Genomic DNA, 19,917 nt, shown 5'->3' on the forward strand with positions numbered 1-19,917 from the left:
TCTGAATGAATCAGTACATTCCCAAAAGGCACCGTTGTCATTAAACTGATAAACATCTAGGAACGCTAGGTAAGATAGTATGCTAGTGCTGATATTAAAATTACAAAATTATTGAATGGAAAAGGGAGGAGTATATCCATACTTCTGATAAACTGATTGAGGGTGAGAAAGCAGCGAATATACTGAATGATCCTTGAAAATATTATGAACCTACAAAGTTACTCAGATAAATGCAATGTGCATTATACAATAGATGTTTTAATAACATAGATCCTTATACCCTTGTGCAAAGAATTAATATTTGGCTTTTCCAATACAATTAATAATTTAATTTCTGGCAAAATTGTGATACAGCACATAATGCTTCCCATTAGATAATAGATACGACTTGTAGCAGGGTTTAGGAACTAAACATATTTAATATTGACAACATTGATTAAGCGCAGCATTAAAGCAATCTTGTAGGAATTAGGAATTGTTTTAATCTCGGGATGCTGTGCGGAACGCATTATCTAGATCAGCTATTAAATCTTTATGATCTTCAATTCCTACTGAGATACGCAGTAAAGTTTCAGATATGCCTGCAGCTGCGCGTGCTTCCTCAGACATGCCTGCGTGCGTCATAGTTGCGGTATGGGAAATAAGGCTTTCAACGCCGCCTAATGACTCCGCCAGCGTAAAAAATTGCAAAGCCTTCAGGAAAGAGCGTAGTAACATTTCGTCTCCATTGAGCTCAAAACTTAGCATCGCGCCAAAACCGCGCTGTTGACGTGCCACATATTCGTGTCCGACATTTTCTGGAAGAGAGGGATGATACAATTTTTTCACCAGAGGCTGCTGCTGCAGATATTCCACAATAGCCAATGCATTGTACTGTGCCGTTGCCATGCGAGGCGCTAGAGTACGTAAGCCGCGCAATAGAAGATAACTATCGAAAGCCGCGCCGGTGACACCAATATTGTTCGCCCACCACATAAGTTCTTTTACTAGATCCGGGTCTTTGGCAATGACAGCACCTGCCACCACATCAGAATGACCATTAAGGTATTTAGTACAGGAATGGATCACCAGATCAGCACCCAGCGCTAGGGGATTTTGTAGCACTGGACTCAAGAAGGTATTATCAACTACACTGACTGCACCTGCATTACGAGCTGCATTGCAAATGACGGCAATATCTACCACGCGCAATAGCGGATTGCTTGGGCTTTCTAGCAATACTAACTTCGGATGTTCGGCTAGCGCTGCTTCCAACTCTACATAATTGCCTTGGTCCACGAATTTCACGCGCCATGCACCACGTTTATTCATACTTTCAAAAAGGCGATAACTCCCACCATAGCAATCATGGGGAGCCACTAGAAGATCACCAGGTTTTAGAAATACCATTGTCACTAAATGGATTGCCGACATACCGGTATTAGTCAGTATAGCTCCCGCTCCACCTTCTAGTTCCGCTAGTACGCGCTGAACTGCATCGCGTGTTGGATTACTACGACGGGAGTAATCATGCATACGAGGTTGTTTGAAATCAAGGAAATTATAGGTGCTAGAAAGATAAATAGGCGGGACAACACAGCCATATTGTTCGTCATCGTTTAAACCGCTGTGAACTGCAATAGTTGCCTGTTTACGCGTCATGGTACTTACTATTCCTGAAGAGAATAATGAAAGAGGAAACAGGATAACACTCTATAATTAGACGTCAACACATCTAGACATCCAAATGTCTTTGCATATAGAGTGAATATAGAGCTGTAACTACTAAAAATACCCTTTATTGCTTGCGTTTAGCTCCCTTATTTTTGTCTAGAATAAAAGAACTCCCCCCCCGCAAGAGTTAAGAGGTCAGGAACGCTAAAATAGAGCATAATCCAAGAATTCCCTCCCCCCCACGTTTAACTTTTATTGATGTAAGGTAACCCATGGCCGAATGGAACGGCGAATATATCAGCCCTTATGCTAAACACGGCAAGAAGAGTGAGCAAGTTAAAAAGATCACAGTTTCTATCCCGCTCAGTGTGCTGAAAATTTTAACCGACGAGCGTACCCGTCGTCAGGTGAATAATCTACGGCATGCCACAAATAGTGAACTGTTGTGCGAAGCCTTTTTACATGCTTTTACCGGACAACCCCTACCGGACGACTTTGATCTACGTAAAGAGCGAAGCGATGAAATCCCGGAAGAAGCAAAAAATATTATGCGTGATAAAGGCATTGACCCCGATACTTGGGATTACTAAATTTAGTCAAGAAAAACCCAGCTACAACTGGGTTTTTCTTATAACTGCATCAACTAGGAATTTATATATAATTTATTTTTTAGTGCTCTGAATGGCAAAACGCTTATTAAAGCGTTCAACTCGACCCCCAGTGTCAATAACACGCTGCTTACCAGTATAAAAAGGATGACATTTGCCGCATACGTCTAGGTTTAGATCATGTGCTATGGTAGAACGAGTATGGATCACGTTACCGCAAAAGCAGGTGATGGTCACAGTTTCATATTTCGGGTGAATACCTTTTTTCATGGGGTAACCTCATAAAAGGCCGTGCCGTTCTCCATGCCAATTCGAAATTTGCACAGCACCACACGGTTGAACATTAGTCAAAGTTCTGAGGAGTTTTTTCTCACTCTAAAGTAAATTACTTTACAGAAAATAATGATTTTTGGCAAATTCTTTGCGAGATACACGTAGTCAAGTTAAAGTGTAGAATCGATGTTGTCTATGATGAGTTATTAAATTGGAAAGGGATTGCAATGTCTGTCGTTCAAGTTGCCCTACCCGTTCCGATCCTACGTCTCTTTGACTATTTGCCACCGAATACTCATGGGGCACAGCCGGTAATAGGCGGGCGCGTCAGAGTGCCATTCGGCAAACGTAAAATAATAGGAATTGTAGTAGGCTTTCAAGAACGGAGTGACCTGCCGGAAACTCAGCTCAAACAAATTATCGAGGTACTGGATACAAAATCGCTTTATCCTCCTCCATTATGGCGGTTGCTTCACTGGGCGGCCGGCTACTATCATTTACCCGTTGGCGAGGTACTAAAGCAAGCTCTGCCGGTACTTCTCCGTCACGGAAAACCAGCGCAAGAGAAGCCGCTTTGGCAGTGGATTATTACTAAGAAGGGCCAGACAACTACACTAGAAAGTCTAAAATTCGCGCCAAAGCAGCAGCAGGCACTTGCAGTGCTACGTCATCAGCCAATATATCGCCATCAAGTTGCAGAGAAGAATCTAAATAACGCAGTTTTACAGGTACTACGAAACAAAAAACTATGTGATTTACGTGAATATCATCAACCGCAGCAACAGAGCGATTGGCGCACGCGATTTATAATCAAAGGTACACAGCTAAAGCTCAACACCGATCAGACGATAGCAGTAGGCAAAATCCGCAACGAAGATGAACGTTATGCTGCTTGGCTGCTATCCGGCATTACCGGATCAGGTAAAACCGAAGTTTATCTCAGTATTCTGGAGAATATATTGGCACGTGGCAAACAGGCGTTAGTGCTAGTACCAGAAATAAGCTTAACTCCGCAGACTACCGCGCGGTTTCGAGAGCGTTTTGAGGCTCCTGTTGATGTACTGCACTCCGCTCTAAATGATAAAGAACGTTTCGCCGTTTGGCAACGCGCACGCCGAGGCGAAAGCGCTATTATTATAGGCACGCGTTCGGCACTTTTTACGCCGCTGTTACAGCCGGGCGTAATTATCATTGATGAAGAGCACGACAGCTCCTATAAACAGCAAGAGGGCTGGCGTTATCAGGCGCGTGACCTTGCTGTATTCCGTGCACGCGAAGAGAATATCCCCATTGTGATGGGCTCGGCAACGCCCGCGTTAGAGACGCTGCACAACGTACGTCGTGGTAAATATCGCCAGCTCGATCTTACTCGACGCGCCGGTAGTGCAAAACCAGCTCTGCAACAGTTGGTAGATATTAAAGGGCAGCAGCTTATCGGGGGACTGGCACCTGTACTGATTAGCAAAATGCGCCAGCACCTTCAGGCAGATAATCAAGTACTCTTGTTTCTTAACCGCCGTGGCTACTCTTCTGCACTGCTGTGTCATGACTGCGGCTGGGTTGCAGAATGCCAGCGCTGCGAGCGTTATTATACTCTACATAAGAAGCAGCGACAGCTGCGCTGCCACTACTGCAACAGCCAGTGCCTATTGTCGAATCAGTGCTCACACTGCGGCTCGACTCACTTGTTGCCGGTGGGAGTGGGCACAGAGCAACTGGAACAACATCTCTGTACTCTATTTTCAGGTATCCCAGTCTCGCGTATTGACCGAGACACTACCAGCCGTAAAGGTGCGCTGGAACAGCATTTAGCTAATGTGCATCGCGGAGGCGCACATATTCTAGTGGGTACACAAATGCTAGCAAAAGGCCACCATTTTTGTGACGTGACATTAGTCTCAATGCTAAATGTAGACAGTGCGCTTTTTTCTACCGATTTCCGCGCCGCTGAACGGTTTGCCCAGCTCTGTACACAGGTTGCAGGTCGTGCAGGCCGCGCAGGTAAACAAGGTGAAGTACTTCTACAAACGTATCATCCGGAACATCCTTTATTGCAGACGCTACTACATCAGGGCTATCTAGCTTTCGCCCAACAGACGCTTTTAGAACGCCAGTCAGTGATGCTGCCGCCTTGGACTAGTCACGCTCTCTTCCGTGCTCAAGATCGTGATAACCACCAGGCTGCTGAATTCTTACAGCAGTTACGTAAATTATTAGAAGCAAACCCTTTAAAAGATACCTCTGTATGGCTCATGGGTCCTGTACCGGCTTTGCAACCGAAACTCTGCGGACTCTGGCGTTGGCAGCTGTTAGTACAGCATGCCTCGCGTAAACGTCTACAACAGTTCCTTAATAACGCGCTACCGCTAGTTAAAAGATTGCCAGCCGCTCACAAGGTGATGTGGACGCTCGATGTTGACCCTATAGAAAGCTAACTGTATAAGATATCTATCCGGTACTCACTAGTGATTAGACATCCCAGACGAATCAGTAATGCAAATTTGCCATATCTGAATTAGGAGGGCATGATGCTACTATGGCTAGTAGATTTTTATAAAATCTCTTCATGATGAACACGTAACTGCTGTAAAAGGACGCCCTATTTAAAGTAAGTATCTTGCTTCTACTTATTGAAGAATGTGTCGATCATTTGTTTTGAAGATATGAATCTATCATGTTAATAGGAACCATTGATCGGTAGAATTTTTAATTCAACTTAAAGCGCTTCGACTACTCTACTTTTAGATAAGTAGCCGCACTTATCTTAAGTAAGATAGTGCCATAAATAAGCCAAGAAATAGCGAATATTTTTATTATTTCAATACTTACTACCTAAGGCCGAATGCTGCTGTAGTACTTGTAACCTTTGCGTGTAGCGTGTGTTTTCTACCACATCATAAAAAAGACGATACGCTAGCAGTGATCACGGATTATGTAGTCATGGTATGCTACAGTCCTAAGAGCACTGAAAGAGTTCTCAAGAGCTAGAGAACCATTAATTGCTAATGCCTATAAAACCTTCAGCAAAAGGAGAGTTCATTAGTACGCTCTTCTCCAAAGATATACGTTCTCCAAAGATATACGTGCGCAGTGCAGTTAGTAGTTAAATAAAGTACCTTGTAATCAAGAAATCTGAGTACAGTGAGAAAAACAGTTATAGATCCAAAAGTTCTACTAATCATAAGTCTAAGCAGACGCAGCAGCAATCTACTTTCATAAGAAATGATGAATGAAATATTTTTCAAGTCTTTCTAAGAAGAAAGAATGTGTTTTGGTCTATCATTTAAAGATACCTCATACTAATTAATTACTTTTTAAAAAATCACGGTAATGATGAATGATGCCAGCATTTTGAGGAAGTTGTGCGACAACAGCTATTTAACTATATTCCTCCGATCATCAGGGGTTGAAACCAGATAAACTCGCCCCATATATGCTTACATAAAGCACCGTACCTTCCTACAAGACGCTTTATCTTAATTGTACAAGGGGTCTGCGCGTGACAACAATAGTAAGTGTCCGACGTAATGGACGAGTCGTTATCGGCGGTGATGGCCAAGCTACTCTTGGTAATACTGTAATGAAAAGCAATGCTAAGAAGGTGCGTCGTCTTGACAATGATAAAGTGATTGCTGGTTTCGCTGGTGGTACTGCAGATTCCTTCACGTTATTTGAACTCTTCGAACGTAAATTGGAAATGTATCAGGGTCATCTGGTGAAAGCTGCTGTCGAATTGGCGAAAGATTGGCGTACAGATCGTATGTTACGCCGGCTTGAAACACTACTAGCCGTTGCAGATGAAAGTGCCTCACTTATCATCAGTGGCAACGGCGACGTCATTCAGCCCGAAAATGATCTGATAGCTATTGGTTCCGGAGGCCCCTTTGCTCAGGCAGCGGCTAGGGCGCTGCTAGAAAATACTGAGCTAGGTGCTCGTGCGATCGTCTCAAAGTCACTAAACATCGCGGGTGACATTTGCATATACACTAACCACAATGTTAACTTCGAAGAACTTCCGTCCAGGGCGTAAGGATTAAACATGTCTAAGATGACTCCCCGCGAAATAGTCAACGAATTGAATCGCTTTATCATTGGCCAAGAGAGCGCAAAACGTGCGGTCGCTATTGCACTGCGTAACCGCTGGCGTCGTATGCAGCTCGATGAAGAACTGCGCTATGAGGTGACTCCTAAAAACATTCTTATGATTGGTCCAACCGGAGTTGGTAAAACTGAAATTGCCCGGCGTTTAGCGAAGCTTGCTAACGCGCCCTTCATTAAGGTAGAAGCTACTAAATTCACTGAAGTCGGCTATGTAGGTAAAGAGGTAGACTCTATTATTCGTGATCTAACAGATACAGCCGTAAAAATGGTGCGCAGTCAAGCAATTGAAGAGAATAAGGACCGTGCTGAGGAAATGACAGAAGAGCGCCTTTTAGATGTTCTGATCCCTCCAGCTAAAAATAACTGGGGCCAACTAGAACACAGCAGTGAGCCTTCTGCAGCACGTCAGTTATTTCGTAAGAAGTTGCGCGAAGGACAGTTAGACGATAAAGAGATTGAAATAGATCTCACCGCTTCTCCAGTCGGGGTAGAGATCATGGCACCGCCAGGCATGGAAGAGCTGACTAATCAACTTCAGTCAATATTTCAGAATTTAAGTGCCCAGAAGCAGAAGCCACGCAAGCTGAAAATTAAGGACGCAATGAAACTGCTACTCGAAGAAGAAGCAACAAAGCTGGTAAATCCGAAAGAGCTAAAACAGCATGCGATAGAAGCAGTAGAGCAAAATGGCATCGTTTTTATTGATGAAATTGATAAAATTTGTAAGCACTGTGGCCAGTCTTCCGGTCTAGACGTTTCGCGTGAAGGCGTACAGCGTGATCTGCTGCCGCTAGTGGAGGGATGTACCGTCTCCACCAAACATGGAATGGTGAAAACTGACCATATATTATTTATCGCCTCTGGAGCTTTCCAAGTTGCTAGCCCCTCGGATCTTATTCCTGAGCTACAAGGTCGTTTACCTATCCGTGTTGAATTACAAGCGCTTACTGTGAACGACTTTGAACGTATTCTCATCGAACCAAATGCTTCCATTACCGTACAGTATAAAGCGTTGGTGGGTACTGAGGGTGTTAATATTGATTTCACCAAAGACGGTATCCGTCGCATTGCAGAAGCAGCATGGCAGGTGAATAAGAGCACTGAAAATATTGGTGCACGTCGTCTACATACTGTGCTAGAGCGTCTGATGGAAGATATTTCCTATAATGCGAGTGACCTTCAAGGTGATTCAATCACCATTGATGCCGCCTACGTCAGCAAGCATCTAGATGAGCTGGTGGCAGACGAAGATCTGAGTCGTTTTATTCTGTGATAAGATTTTTTATGTGCTTATGAAAGGTGTTTTTTTATTTATATGCTACATATGCAGCGCCTTCTTTCTTCTGATGATTTTGATGAGAACACGTTACTGACAGTATACTTGCTATTCCTGTGATAAACAGATAAAACTAACATGAAATATGATACTTCTGAACTCTGCGACATCTACTATGAAGAAGTGAACGTTGTCGAGCCGTTTTTTTTAAGCTTCGGCCACCGTATCTCATTTGGTGGGCAGATAACCACAGTTAAGTGCTTTGAAGATAATGGACTGCTTTACGATTTGCTTGAAGAAAATGGCCAAGGTCGCGTGCTGGTGGTGGACGGTGGTGGATCGATGCGACGTGCGTTAGTTGATGCAAATCTAGCTCGTTTAGCGGTGGAAAATGAGTGGGAAGGTCTAGTGATTTATGGCTCCGTACGTCAGGTAGAGGATCTAGAGGGACTAGAAATCGGTATTCAGGCAATTGCCGCTATTCCAGTAGGTGCAGCAGGTGCAGGAATAGGGGAGAGTAATGTGAGAGTCAACTTTGGCGGCGTTACTTTCTTCTCTGGAGATCATCTTTACGCCGATAATACCGGTATCATCCTTTCTGAAGATCCACTTAGTATCAAGTAATATCATCAAAAATTAAAGCGGGAGAGCATATCCTCCCGCTTTCCATATATGAGGATGATCATAACATTTTTTAGTATTAGAAAAAAGTACTGTTGTAGCAGCTGCTGATTATTTTGTAGCTATTGGTTCGTTTTTTTTGCAATTTTACTTTCATTATTTATTTCTTCACTTTCTATATGTAGAAAGGTGAGAGTATCAACTATCTGCTGTAGTTTAGCTGCCATTTTTTATAATACTTCAAATGATATTTCTCTAACCTCGTGTAGTTATCACATGGCATGGATAATATCAGCCTTAGTACGTTACTTACGTCCCAGCCTAATCCAGGACACAATACTCTTCAATTGTCTGAACCTCCATTTAGAGTGTTTGCTGTAGAAAATCACCACATAGATTGGCGAGACAATCCAAAAAAAGGCACATAAACGCTTATTTTTGCGTTAGCATACTCAATAAAGCTCGTGCCTTTAATTAAGGTTAATTAAGGAGCACAAACAAAACAGCCATAGATTTTATCTTCAATCTAAAAAATATCATAATTAATTAGACAATAAATACACTGAAAGAAAGGCTAGCGCGTTACTTAATTTATTGAAATATAATTGATATCTTTTCGTTATGAAACGTGAGAGCATAGCTACTATGAAACTAACAGGCACTGTTTTCATTCAATAGGAATTTGCAGATCTGGAAATTAACTGAGACTCAATAGTCTGTTTATTTTGCTAGGGTTTACTACTACTTATAACACTTATTTATAACATATTTTTGTAAAGCCATTACACGGCAAGAAATAAATTCTACTACCTTAATGTAGAAATATCTTCTTAACGTCATATGGACCCTTGTACATCAGCACAAGATAGGGATACCGTGTGGATCCTCCCCCTGGTGGGCAATGTTATTAATCAACTTACTGGGAGGCCATACTTAACAGCTTATGGACCGGCTGACTAATTTTACATTTGACAAAACGAATAATTATGACCTAAAGCTCTTTGCCTTCTTTATCTTTAGAGATAACATTAATTCCACAGACGGTGCTCAATCTATAACTACTTATGAGTCTAAATTTTGTGTGTTTATTGAAATCTTCTTTAGTGTATTAGTGTATTAGTGTATTAGTGTATTAGTGTATTAGTGTATTGAGCTTGTTGTGTACTGAAGGTCATACACGCAGTACACATAAATCGCAATAGTAAAATAGAAAACCGACCGCACTTTTTAAAAAACATAACCCTTCATTTATACCATAGCCATCAGAATTAGAAATCTTCACCATCGGTATTATTAATCAACTTCAAACTACTGTCTATCGTCCGGGTCAAATAGACATATAAACTCATTTGGGGTATCCTCGCATAATTTAGAACAGTGTATTCTAAATACATCCGTCTTAATGATTAATCCCTGATTCTCCAACACTAAGTACCGTAGATTCTCGATTAACATTGCATGTTAAAAAAACACGCGCGGTAAGCTGATTTATTCACTAGAGATAAGATTTGGCTAACAATATAGAAAATAAAGTATTAGGCCTGCATATAACGTATTGCAGTAACACTTTACTTACGACCAGATCCAATTCCCAAGAGATGTCTGTTAATCAATTTCTTCTCAGAAAGAATTGCTAGCCTCTCAACAATGTTATCGAGAGAGAGAACACAAATAGACTAGTCGTGATGTATCGTATATCACTATATATGATATATGGCCATAGTCAAATACCGTAAGATTCCGTAGTGTAAGTTATATTATTCATTATAATAACCGCCAAAACAGAGATAGTCTCCCCTCACCTGCCTAACCTCTAGCAACATAGCGTTGATTATCCATTTTTATAATAATCTTATTTTACTCAATAAGGTTAATGCAAAAATAAAATTTAGGTATTACGACCTATGGTAATAATTTGAGAAATATTATAATCATTTGACAAATTAAGACTCTTATGTAGGATACGAATATCCTACAACTTAAATATGTTAAATTTTTACACGACTCTTTTCAAGACATGTAAACGTTATTTTTGGAGAGGGGTGCACCTTATTTATTAATTAAGCCCTGAACGTAGGTACGCGGGTGAATACTAAGGTGTACAGCCGTGATGATGTTCCTATGTTTAGAAAATACATGTTCAGAGGAATAATTATGGGTGCATGGGTTGATGCTCAAGTAAAGGAGATAAAAAACTGGACAGACACACTCTTCAGCTTAAAAATTCAGGCGCTCATCAATCCATTTACCGCCGGTCAATTTACTAAGTTAGCGATAGAAATCGATGGAGAACGCGTGCAACGTGCTTACTCTTACGTTAACCCTCCCACGAATCGGTTACTAGAGTTTTATCTGGTTAAAGTGCCGAAAGGTAAACTCAGCTCTCGTCTACAGGCGCTTAAACCAGGCGACGGACTCATGGTAAACAAAGAAGCATCTGGTTTTTTCGTGCTGGATGAGATCCCGATGTGCAATACCCTGTGGATGCTAGCTACTGGCACTGCCATTGGGCCTTACCTCTCTATTTTACAAGAGGGAGAAGGATTGGATCGCTTTGAACATATAGTTCTAGTACATGCGGTACGTTATGCGTCTGATCTGAGCTATCTGCCGTTGATGCAGTCACTGAAACAAATTTATAAAGATAAACTACGTATCCAGACGGTGGTTAGTCGTGAAACTGCAATGGGATCTTTGACTGGACGCTTGCCTGACCTGATCAATAGCTGTATTTTAGAACGTGCGGTCGGGTTGCAGATAGAAGCAAAATCAGGGCATATTATGCTGTGCGGCAATCCAGAGATGGTACGTGTTACTCAGCAATTACTTAAAGAAACGCGCGCCATGAGCAAACACCTAAAACGTAAACCAGGACACATTACTAGTGAGAACTACTGGTAATTTTTTACGTTAAAATTGTACTACCTACGGCGTAGAAACTTAATAGTGCTCGCTATTGGTATAGCAATAGTCGTATAGCAAAATACAGAATATTTCTATCGGTATTTATCCGCCTGCTAAAATACCCAAAAGTTATTCAATATGATTCAATTTACTCCAATAGTCGCTAAGAAGTGCTCACTTTTAAATTCCCCAATAGCACAATGGTGATGATCATGAATATACTTCATATAAACATACGCTGCTCTGGTCAGAAAGTCTGCAAAATTATGTAGTAATTCCATAATCTACTTATCTAACCAGCAGATCGCTGTTTGTTAGAAGAAAGCACATAATCAAAATAAAGCGACACTCCTATAAGTGAAATAAAAGGATGGAAAATGATACTACTGATATAATACGGGTATATACTGCCTGACAAAACACAGTACCTACTGGAAGTGTATTTTAATAAATCACGTGACGTGGAGGGTAGTATGCGACACCCATTGGTTATAGGTAACTGGAAACTAAATGGTAGCAGGCAGGTAACAATTGAATGGATTAAAGACCTACGCAAAGCGCTAACTAATATTAATAAGAATTGCCGCGTAGTGATCGCGCCGCCAACTGTCTACCTTGACCAAGCAAACCACGAAATATCCGGTAGTCATATTTTATTAGGTGCTCAGAACGTCGATGTGAACCTTTCCGGCGCATTTACTGGTGAAACCTCCGCAGAAATGCTAAAAGATATAGGTGTGAAATACATCATTATCGGTCATTCTGAAAGACGTATTTACCACAAAGAGAATGACAAAGTTATTGCTAAGAAATTTGCTGTTCTAAAAGAGGCCGGGCTAGTGCCAGTACTTTGTATCGGTGAGACAAAAGAAGAAAGAGAAGCACGCCAAACGGAAGAAGTATGCGCTCGTCAGATAGAAGCAGTGCTCGAGTTCCAAGGTGCAGAAGCTTTTAACAGCTCTGTTATAGCCTATGAGCCAATTTGGGCTATTGGTACTGGAAAATCAGCAACCCCGGCACAGGCACAAGCAGTACACAAATTCATTCGTCATTATATTGCGAAGCAAAATGCCAATATCGCCGAACGGATTATCATTCAGTATGGTGGCTCCGTGAATGATAAAAACGCCGCTGAACTCTTCATACAGCCAGATATTGACGGTGCTCTAGTTGGCAATGCCTCTCTAAAGATGGAAACATTCGCAATGATTGTTAAGGCGGCGGCAGAAGCAAAAAAAATAATGTCAAGCTAAAAACAGATACGTATCCATAATCTAAAATTTAATAGCTGTGGACGGTGCTGCGGAGTGTTTTTACCGCTCCACAATTAAAAAAACTGTTTAAGTTAGGTTTTATTAACGTAATAAGGGCATCTGAGTAGGGCTATCATCAGTTATCTAGAATCAGATTTTATTTATAGAGTGATAATGTCTCCTGTTGCTCCGCAGGCAGACTCGGAACAACATAAAATTAAGCATATAGAATTAAGAAAAACCGGATACTCACACTGTGGTATTTTTTAGAAAATAATGCAGAAGTTTCGTTAAAATATTTAAGTACAGATAACTCCTTTTGAGATCAAATATCTTATAGAGAGTTGCACATCATTTAATTGATTTGGCTTCAGTTTCTATCTGACACTTTCTTATAATGCATTATTACTGTTTTTCGCTAAAAATAAAGATAAGGAATGAGCTATCTAATAATGCCTAGCAGGCAAATACCTTACTACTTAGACTAAGTGCACAGCGACACTCATTATAAAAAATTTTATCTTGAATATTATTTATTCGTCAATTATGGTGAAGAAAGTCATTGAGGCAATGTTACTTCCAAATTTAGCTAACTCCATCCATATCTATAGAGCAGTAAAAATTTTGTCATGCCGGTAACCTAAATAATTTGAAAACGGAAATAATTATAACAAAGAAGCGCCGATGAAATCAAAGAGTGGGTATCTTATCGGATTAATAAAGTTTTTTCGCAGTTTCTAGCCAATCACGTTTCAATGGACGCTTCATGTTTTCGATGGCATCTATAATGTCGTGATGTACTATCTTCTCGTTCTGGATGCCAACGCAGCGACCTCCATAACCTTGCAGGAGTAGTTCGATAGTGTAGGCGCCCATACGTGATGCTAAAATACGGTCATAAGCACAGGGAGCACCCCCGCGCTGAATATGGCCAAGTACGGTAGCACGGGTCTCGCGTTTAGTTTCTGATTCTATGTATTTTGCCAAAGCGAAGATATCACAGATATGCTCGGTAATCGCTACGATGGCATGTTTTTTGCCCTTGGCAATACCAGCTTTAATTTCCACTACTAATTCTTCTCGGGTGTAAGGAATTTCTGGTAACATTATAAATTCACAACCGCCTGCAATAGCAGCTGCCAGCGTCAAATCGCCGCAACAGCGGCCCATCACCTCAACAATAGAAATTCGCTGATGTGAAGAGGAGGTGTCACGTAACCTGTCTATTGCCTCAACTATAGTTTCAAGCGCGGTAAAGTAACCGATAGTATAGTCGGTTCCTGCCACATCGTTGTCAATAGTGCCGGGCAAGCCAATACAGGGGAATCCCATTTCTGTCAGACGTTTTGCACCCATATAGGAACCGTCACCTCCAATTACCACCAAAGCATCAATACTTCGTTTTTTCATGTTTTTAATCGCGACTTGCCGAATATTATTATTGCAAAATTCAGGAAAACGTGCCGAACCAAGGAAAGTACCACCACGGTTAATCATGTCTGACACGCTATAGCGGTCGAGATTATTCATGCAGTCTTCGTATAAGCCTAGATAACCGTCATAGATACCACACACTTCTAGTCCTTCGCTTAGTGCTGAACGCACAACACCCCGGATGGCTGCGTTCATGCCTGGGGCATCCCCTCCGCTAGTTAATACACCAATTCTTTTGATCATGACAACCTCTGGGCTTATTAAAACTAAAAATTAATCTTACTTGTATTGCGCTGCTACTAAGCGGAATATCGTTATGCGCAACTCGTTAGCAGGCAGTATAACAAAAGCCTACTGCTGAATTGATTCAAGTAAGGCAAGTTTTCACTAATTTTTTGCAAAAATGTTAGCGTACTATTTTAAATATAGTTAGGGTGATTTGATAAAACTAAAAATCAAGTGAATTTCTCTGTTCGCTTAGCATTATCGAACAGAGAAATCTAATGAATAATTAGTACCAATTTATAAAAAGACTGGTGTGATAATTTTTTAATTTGAGAGATGCATAGATTATGCACTTTCACAGATGTTAAAGAATTACCTAGTGAAGAGGTATCTGTCTAGATTTTGGTCTGCCTTAGCATAGGTTAGCAAAATTTATTACCGCTGCGACAAACTGAGCTTAATCATAAAATGCAGTGAGTAAAGGCATAAACGCTGCTGAAAAACGTACGATAATAATGATTACAGCAATAGTTTCTTAAGATCAGGAAAAACTGTGTTCACCGTAGTAGCTGTTCTGACCTCATTGTTGCTTATTGTCAGATCCTTTACGCGAATTTTCCTGAACCGCTACGATGTCTTATATTCACTAATTCCGTTAATGTTAATTAAATTCATTTATTTTATTTATTAAATATTTAATATATCCTAGATATAAATTCCTCTTAGGAGGATAATAATAAATTATATATTATAATATATAACTTTAAATAAATTAACTAATAATTAAAAATTCTATTCCTTTAAATTTAATTTAGAATAGATAAACAGGTGAACAATGCTAAAAGTAGGCAAATCGGAATCTGGAAAGAATGATATTTATAGCTATTTTAGCAAACTAAAAAAGGATTCTATGTTCACACCCGTACCAATACTTATTTTACTTTTCATTAATTACATAAAAATATGATTATAAGTTCGAGATATTACATCTTTCACTAAGAGATTTGCAATACTAATATATTGTTTAGCATTCGGCTACAGAAAAATTTTTCCAAGATGGATACAAATACTAAATGAATTAATAAAAGCATTTGCTGTAATGATTTAAAGAATAAAATATGTGCACATCAGGACTCTGGTATCATCTGTGAATATTTTTTTCAACTAATTAAATTTAATTTAATTAGTTGATGATAACTGCGAACTTACTTTGCTTCTTAAAGATTTATTGAATAGAAATAAGTTAAAAGACTTTATATGATTCGATCAATCACATCAATCTTCCGTCACTTGATGTGATAATGTAAAAAACAAACGGTGTTGATACTCTAAAAGAGCTTCGCCATCAATATCAAATACCAATCATTATGTTAAATGTACCCGGCAGCGCGGTCGATAGAGTATTTGTTCATTAAACTAAGTGCCTATGATTATTTATCTAACTCGTTTAACGTTCACAAGTATAATAACTCATACACGTATAGTTTTACGCCTCTTTCACTGGAGAGAACAGCAGCAACAATACAAAAAAACAGACCTCCTTTGTCTCTGTCCAAGCTTTTGGAAGAAGAGTGTTGATCACCAGTATTACAGAACTAGCTTTGTAGTAAATAGCTATGGTACTAGCAGTACGCGTAAATGAAAATGGCCTAGAGGTTATCTCTGAACATTGCGAGCAAATATTATTCTGATTCTATCATAACAATAAAGCACACGACCGCCAATCTACAGTACCAGTCTTAATTGGGACATTGTCGAAATCGTGATCCATCAGCCTCGCGGTTGTACGAAGGCAAGTAGCCACAGATTTCTTTGGCAATCTATTCTTTACTAGCTGATGCTTTACTCTTCTAGCAACTAATAATTAATTTGATATTTCTTTATCACTCGTTCTCTAAAATAGATAAACTTAAACACCCCTTTATTTTAGATAAGAAACCCTAACGCTAATATTTACCTACTATTTTGTATTAAATATTTAATTGATATCACTCTAGCTTAGTTAAGGAGTTCAAAAGAACTTGTATCTCGCTAAGCTCGGTCAACACAAATGTACCTCTCATTTAGTATTTCCACATAACTAACAGCTAAACCAATTAGTTACATTTACTAAAAAAGAAATTTTTGCCACAAAATTTTCAAGAATAATTCTGCTGTCTATTTCTAATTCATGTATCCTACTAATGATAAAAGTTTATCCAACAAATAAGTTTGATAGTGTAATGTAAAGATTAGCACTAGCTCAATTAAGCAAGCTCGCGAGCTCGCGGTTAGATCCCGTCGCCAAATTCAAATCCCGGTATAGTTCCGTTAAAGTGCTGATCCATATCCATTGAGGGTTTATCGCTTACCGGTTTTCCAACAATACGAGCTGGCACTCCCGCTGCAGTAGTATGCGGCGGCACGGGCTTTAATACTACAGAGCCAGCGCCAATTTTTGCGCCACGCCCTACTTTGATATTGCCGAGAATTTTAGCACCGGCGCCTATCATAACACCTTCTCGAATTTTTGGATGGCGATCTCCACTTGTTTTACCGGTACCACCAAGTGTAACTGATTGCAGGATAGAAACATCGTTTTCTACTACCGCGGTTTCACCGATAACAATACCAGTTGCATGGTCAAGAAGAATACCATAGCCAATACGCGCTGCAGGATGAATATCAACGCCCAACGAGACAGAAATTTCGTTTTGTAAATAAATTGCTAACGCACGGCGTCCCTCGTTCCACAACCAATGGCCAATACGATATGCCTGAAGAGCGTGAAATCCTTTTAGGTAAAGCATTGGTGTGGAATATTGATCTACCGCTGGATCACGCTGCCGCACCGCCTGAATATCGTGAGCAGCTGAAAGGATCATTGAGGGATCCTGACGATAAGCTTCCTCAACAATTTCACGAATGGCAATAGCTGGCATGATCGAATTAGATAGCTTGTTTGCCAGCATATAGCTCAGGGCGCTACCGAGATTTTCGTGTTTCAACAATGTGGCATGATAAAAGCTGGCCAGCATCGGTTCGCAATCGGCCAAGGTGCGTGCTTCCGCTGTAATATTGTTCCAGACCAGTTCTAACTCATCAGACAACATTTTTATTTTCTCCTGAAAATAAAAAGGACTTTAATAACGTTACAAGTAATGATTCTATCTATCTCTTAATTAGATTATGATGTTTTCATCTTTTCTCGCACGTCCTAATAGGCTCCATGCTGCCTCTCTTGCCGGTTTTGCACAATAGAGTACCTGATAGATTTGCTCGGTAATTGGCATTTCAACACCAATACGATCAGATAGCACCTTGACTTCTTTAGTGTTTGTATATCCTTCTACAACTTGACCGATAATGCGTTGCGCATTAATAACCTCTTCGCCTTGTCCTAACATCAGACCAAAACGACGATTGCGCGACTGGTTATCGGTACAAGTCAGCACAAGATCTCCTAACCCAGCCATACCCATAAAAGTAGTGGGATTAGCACCCATCGCCGTGCCAAGACGGCTTATTTCTGCCAAACCGCGTGTAATCAGCGCAGTGCAAGCATTCGCGCCAAAACCGATACCATCGGAAATACCAGCGCCTATAGCGATGACGTTCTTCACTGCACCGCCGAGCTGTACGCCAATAAAATCAGGGTTATTATAAATGCGAAAACTTTCGCCACAGTACAGCGTTTGCTGTAAATCTTTAGCAAAAATTGTATCAGTCGAAGCTAGCGCAATTGCAGTCGGAAGGCTCGCCGCCAGCTCTTTAGCAAAAGTAGGACCAGAAATTACCGCAAGTGGAATATTATCGCCTAAGATATCACGCGCCACATCTTGCAATAGCCGTCCAGTCTCTCTTTCCAGCCCTTTTGTTGCCCAAACGATGCGAGATGCCAAATGCAAATGTGGCTTAATCTGCGCCAGCACCTCTCCAAATACATAGCTAGGTACTACTACCAACAGATCGCGGCTGATAGTAACAACTTTTCCTAAATTAGGCTCAAGCTCAAGATTATCTGGAAATGGCACATCAGGGAGAAAAGCGCTATTACATCTTTCTACTTGTAGTTGAGCAATATGCTCGGGATTATGACCCCATAACAATACGGGATTACCACTACGTGCTAATGTAATAGCCAGAGCTGTACCATACGAACCAGCACCGATGACGCTAATTGAAAAATGTGTGCTCATCAGACTTCCTGATGTATTTTAGCCTTTTCGTCTTGCTTATGCAGACAATTCAAAAACAGAGCATCAAAGTTTACTGGCGCCAAGTTAAGTTGAGGGAAAGTCCCGCGAGATACTAAATTATTGATGCATTCACGTACATACGGAAACAAAATATTCGGGCAGTAGGCGCCAAGGCAGTGTGCTCGCTGCGTTACTTCAATTCCGCTGATGGTAAAGATACCTGCTTGCTGAACTTCACATAAGAAAGCGATCTTTTCGCCAACGCTAGCGATTACAGTAACACGCAATACCACTTCAAAAACTTCGTCATTAAGTTGTGATGATGTGGTCTCTAGATCCAACTTTACCTCTGGCTCCCACTCTTGCTGAAAAATCTGTGGCACGTTTGGAACTTCAAAAGAAACATCTTTGGTATAAATGCGTTGAATCTGAAAATGCATTTTGCTAGTGTCGTATTCTAACATCAGACTGAGTCCTTTGAATAGAAATTTTGCTCCTGCTCATTTCTCCAGTAACGGATCTAATCCTTCACGACCATCCAAGTCATAAAGGTCATCGCAGCCACCGATATGTTGAGCATTAATAAAAATTTGAGGCACAGTAGTTCTCCCACTACGTTGGATCATTTCTTCTCTTTTTTCCATGTCTATATCAATAGGAATCTCTTGAAATACTACACTTTTTTTATTTAAAAGCTCCTTTGCCTGGTCACAAAAAGGACAGTACTTTTTAGTGTAAATTTCGATATTAGCCATATTAATTTCCTCAGTATTTGGTTATTTACTACGCACCAGTGGAAGGTTTTCTCCACTCCAGCCTCTGATGCCGTCTTTCAATATATTTACCTGACTAAATCCGTCTGCGCTCAGTTTTTCAGCCAGTGTTCTTGCATTCTGTCCAGTTGCGCATACTACGATTATGGGCTGAAATTTATGCTTATCTAATGGTCCAAATCTACCTTTTTTGATTTCATCCTCTACCACGTTTAACGCACCGAAGATGTGCCCTTTTTGGTAATCTTCGGAAGACCTCACGTCCACTACTACCGCTTTCACCTTATTTATAAGGTGAATTGTTTTGCAACAGCTGATAACTTCTACTTTAGAAAAGATCCTCTTAAACGAAATTACAATCGTTAACATGAATAAAACTACCCATACCCCACTGAGAATGGCATGTCTACTTGCAAATTGCATAATTTCTTGCATGGATTATAAGGACCCTAGATTGCACTAATCAAGCTAAAAACGAGACTTTTGAGTATACTTGCTCTTTTTTTTATGTACATATAATACTTTGTCAATAGTTATGATTTGAACATTATTTCCCAACAGAATAACTTTTCCTTAAAAGATTTATATGCTATTATGGACACAATATATTATTTTGAT

At 40.4% G+C, this 19,917-nt stretch carries 15 protein-coding genes; 7 read left to right on the forward strand and 8 right to left on the reverse strand.

Going from position 1 to position 19,917, the window contains the following annotated elements; all coding sequences use genetic code 11:
- Window positions 1–480 precede the first annotated feature (480 nt).
- The gene (gene metB / locus FD729_RS04480; RefSeq protein WP_159932085.1) at window positions 481–1,641 is read right to left on the reverse strand and encodes a cystathionine gamma-synthase; all 1,161 of its coding nucleotides are present in this window, start codon (window positions 1,639–1,641) and stop codon (window positions 481–483) included.
- A 284-nt stretch (window positions 1,642–1,925) separates the two neighbouring features.
- Between metB and metJ the strand changes: the two genes are divergently transcribed.
- Window positions 1,926–2,243, forward strand: a complete 318-nt coding sequence (gene metJ, locus FD729_RS04485) for a met regulon transcriptional regulator MetJ (protein ID WP_159932086.1) — start codon at window positions 1,926–1,928, stop codon at window positions 2,241–2,243.
- A 72-nt stretch (window positions 2,244–2,315) separates the two neighbouring features.
- On the opposite strand, the gene rpmE is transcribed toward metJ, so the two are convergent.
- The gene (gene rpmE / locus FD729_RS04490) at window positions 2,316–2,531 is read right to left on the reverse strand and encodes a 50S ribosomal protein L31 (RefSeq protein WP_159932087.1); all 216 of its coding nucleotides are present in this window, start codon (window positions 2,529–2,531) and stop codon (window positions 2,316–2,318) included.
- A gap of 230 nt (window positions 2,532–2,761) precedes the next feature.
- Here rpmE and priA point away from each other — a divergent pair, with 230 nt between their 5' ends.
- The 6 genes from priA to tpiA all read left to right on the forward strand — a co-directional run bounded on the left by priA (window position 2,762) and on the right by tpiA (window position 12,689).
- Window positions 2,762–4,969 (forward strand): primosomal protein N', encoded by a 2,208-nt coding sequence (gene priA / locus FD729_RS04495; protein ID WP_159932088.1) that lies wholly within the window; start codon window positions 2,762–2,764, stop codon window positions 4,967–4,969.
- A gap of 1,064 nt (window positions 4,970–6,033) precedes the next feature.
- Window positions 6,034–6,564: an ATP-dependent protease subunit HslV gene (gene hslV, locus FD729_RS04500; protein WP_159932089.1), complete on the forward strand. Its 531-nt coding sequence runs from the start codon at window positions 6,034–6,036 to the stop codon at window positions 6,562–6,564.
- Between the two features lie 9 nt (window positions 6,565–6,573).
- On the forward strand, window positions 6,574–7,908 hold the full coding sequence (gene hslU / locus FD729_RS04505) for an HslU--HslV peptidase ATPase subunit (protein WP_159932090.1): 1,335 nt from the start codon (window positions 6,574–6,576) through the stop codon (window positions 7,906–7,908).
- A 141-nt stretch (window positions 7,909–8,049) separates the two neighbouring features.
- Window positions 8,050–8,535, forward strand: a complete 486-nt coding sequence (rraA, locus tag FD729_RS04510) for a ribonuclease E activity regulator RraA (protein ID WP_159932091.1) — start codon at window positions 8,050–8,052, stop codon at window positions 8,533–8,535.
- A gap of 2,151 nt (window positions 8,536–10,686) precedes the next feature.
- Window positions 10,687–11,433 carry a ferredoxin--NADP(+) reductase gene (fpr, locus tag FD729_RS04515; protein WP_159932128.1) on the forward strand — a complete coding sequence of 249 codons (747 nt, stop codon included), beginning with the start codon at window positions 10,687–10,689 and terminating at the stop codon, window positions 11,431–11,433.
- Between the two features lie 476 nt (window positions 11,434–11,909).
- A complete protein-coding gene (tpiA, locus tag FD729_RS04520; protein ID WP_159932092.1) occupies window positions 11,910–12,689 on the forward strand; it encodes a triose-phosphate isomerase in 780 nt (259 codons plus the stop codon).
- A 714-nt stretch (window positions 12,690–13,403) separates the two neighbouring features.
- On the opposite strand, the gene pfkA is transcribed toward tpiA, so the two are convergent.
- From pfkA to FD729_RS04550, 6 genes are all read right to left on the reverse strand, one after another.
- Window positions 13,404–14,366 carry a 6-phosphofructokinase gene (gene pfkA, locus FD729_RS04525; protein ID WP_159932093.1) on the reverse strand — a complete coding sequence of 321 codons (963 nt, stop codon included), beginning with the start codon at window positions 14,364–14,366 and terminating at the stop codon, window positions 13,404–13,406.
- Window positions 14,367–16,618: 2,252 nt separating this feature from the next.
- Window positions 16,619–17,440, reverse strand: a complete 822-nt coding sequence (gene cysE / locus FD729_RS04530) for a serine O-acetyltransferase (RefSeq protein WP_159932094.1) — start codon at window positions 17,438–17,440, stop codon at window positions 16,619–16,621.
- 69 nt (window positions 17,441–17,509) lie between these two features.
- Window positions 17,510–18,526 carry an NAD(P)H-dependent glycerol-3-phosphate dehydrogenase gene (gpsA, locus tag FD729_RS04535; RefSeq protein ID WP_204162614.1) on the reverse strand — a complete coding sequence of 339 codons (1,017 nt, stop codon included), beginning with the start codon at window positions 18,524–18,526 and terminating at the stop codon, window positions 17,510–17,512.
- Window positions 18,526–18,990 carry a protein-export chaperone SecB gene (gene secB, locus FD729_RS04540; protein WP_159932095.1) on the reverse strand — a complete coding sequence of 155 codons (465 nt, stop codon included), beginning with the start codon at window positions 18,988–18,990 and terminating at the stop codon, window positions 18,526–18,528. The genes gpsA and secB overlap by 1 nt, the downstream gene beginning before the upstream one ends.
- Before the next feature lie 36 nt (window positions 18,991–19,026).
- Complete coding sequence (gene grxC / locus FD729_RS04545; RefSeq protein ID WP_159932096.1) at window positions 19,027–19,281, reverse strand: glutaredoxin 3; 255 nt, start codon at window positions 19,279–19,281, stop codon at window positions 19,027–19,029.
- Window positions 19,282–19,302: 21 nt separating this feature from the next.
- Complete coding sequence (locus FD729_RS04550) at window positions 19,303–19,734, reverse strand: rhodanese-like domain-containing protein (RefSeq protein ID WP_159932097.1); 432 nt, start codon at window positions 19,732–19,734, stop codon at window positions 19,303–19,305.
- Window positions 19,735–19,917 lie beyond the last annotated feature (183 nt).

This window comes from Pantoea sp. Nvir, from assembly GCF_009829915.1.
GTDB lineage: Bacteria > Pseudomonadota > Gammaproteobacteria > Enterobacterales > Enterobacteriaceae > Pantoea.

Bases quoted from the DNA above. Each gene is read 5' to 3' on its own strand.
- metB (WP_159932085.1), bottom strand. From the start codon at position 1,641: ATGACGCGTAAACAGGCAACTATTGCAGTTCACAGCGGTTTAAACGAT.
- metJ (WP_159932086.1), top strand. From the start codon at position 1,926: ATGGCCGAATGGAACGGCGAATATATCAGCCCTTATGCTAAACACGGC.
- rpmE (WP_159932087.1), bottom strand. From the start codon at position 2,531: ATGAAAAAAGGTATTCACCCGAAATATGAAACTGTGACCATCACCTGC.
- priA (WP_159932088.1), top strand. From the start codon at position 2,762: ATGTCTGTCGTTCAAGTTGCCCTACCCGTTCCGATCCTACGTCTCTTT.
- hslU (WP_159932090.1), top strand. From the start codon at position 6,574: ATGTCTAAGATGACTCCCCGCGAAATAGTCAACGAATTGAATCGCTTT.
- rraA (WP_159932091.1), top strand. From the start codon at position 8,050: ATGAAATATGATACTTCTGAACTCTGCGACATCTACTATGAAGAAGTG.
- fpr (WP_159932128.1), top strand. From the start codon at position 10,687: ATGGGTGCATGGGTTGATGCTCAAGTAAAGGAGATAAAAAACTGGACA.
- tpiA (WP_159932092.1), top strand. From the start codon at position 11,910: ATGCGACACCCATTGGTTATAGGTAACTGGAAACTAAATGGTAGCAGG.
- pfkA (WP_159932093.1), bottom strand. From the start codon at position 14,366: ATGATCAAAAGAATTGGTGTATTAACTAGCGGAGGGGATGCCCCAGGC.
- cysE (WP_159932094.1), bottom strand. From the start codon at position 17,440: ATGTTGTCTGATGAGTTAGAACTGGTCTGGAACAATATTACAGCGGAA.
- gpsA (WP_204162614.1), bottom strand. From the start codon at position 18,526: ATGAGCACACATTTTTCAATTAGCGTCATCGGTGCTGGTTCGTATGGT.
- secB (WP_159932095.1), bottom strand. From the start codon at position 18,990: ATGTTAGAATACGACACTAGCAAAATGCATTTTCAGATTCAACGCATT.
- grxC (WP_159932096.1), bottom strand. From the start codon at position 19,281: ATGGCTAATATCGAAATTTACACTAAAAAGTACTGTCCTTTTTGTGAC.
- FD729_RS04550 (WP_159932097.1), bottom strand. From the start codon at position 19,734: ATGCAAGAAATTATGCAATTTGCAAGTAGACATGCCATTCTCAGTGGG.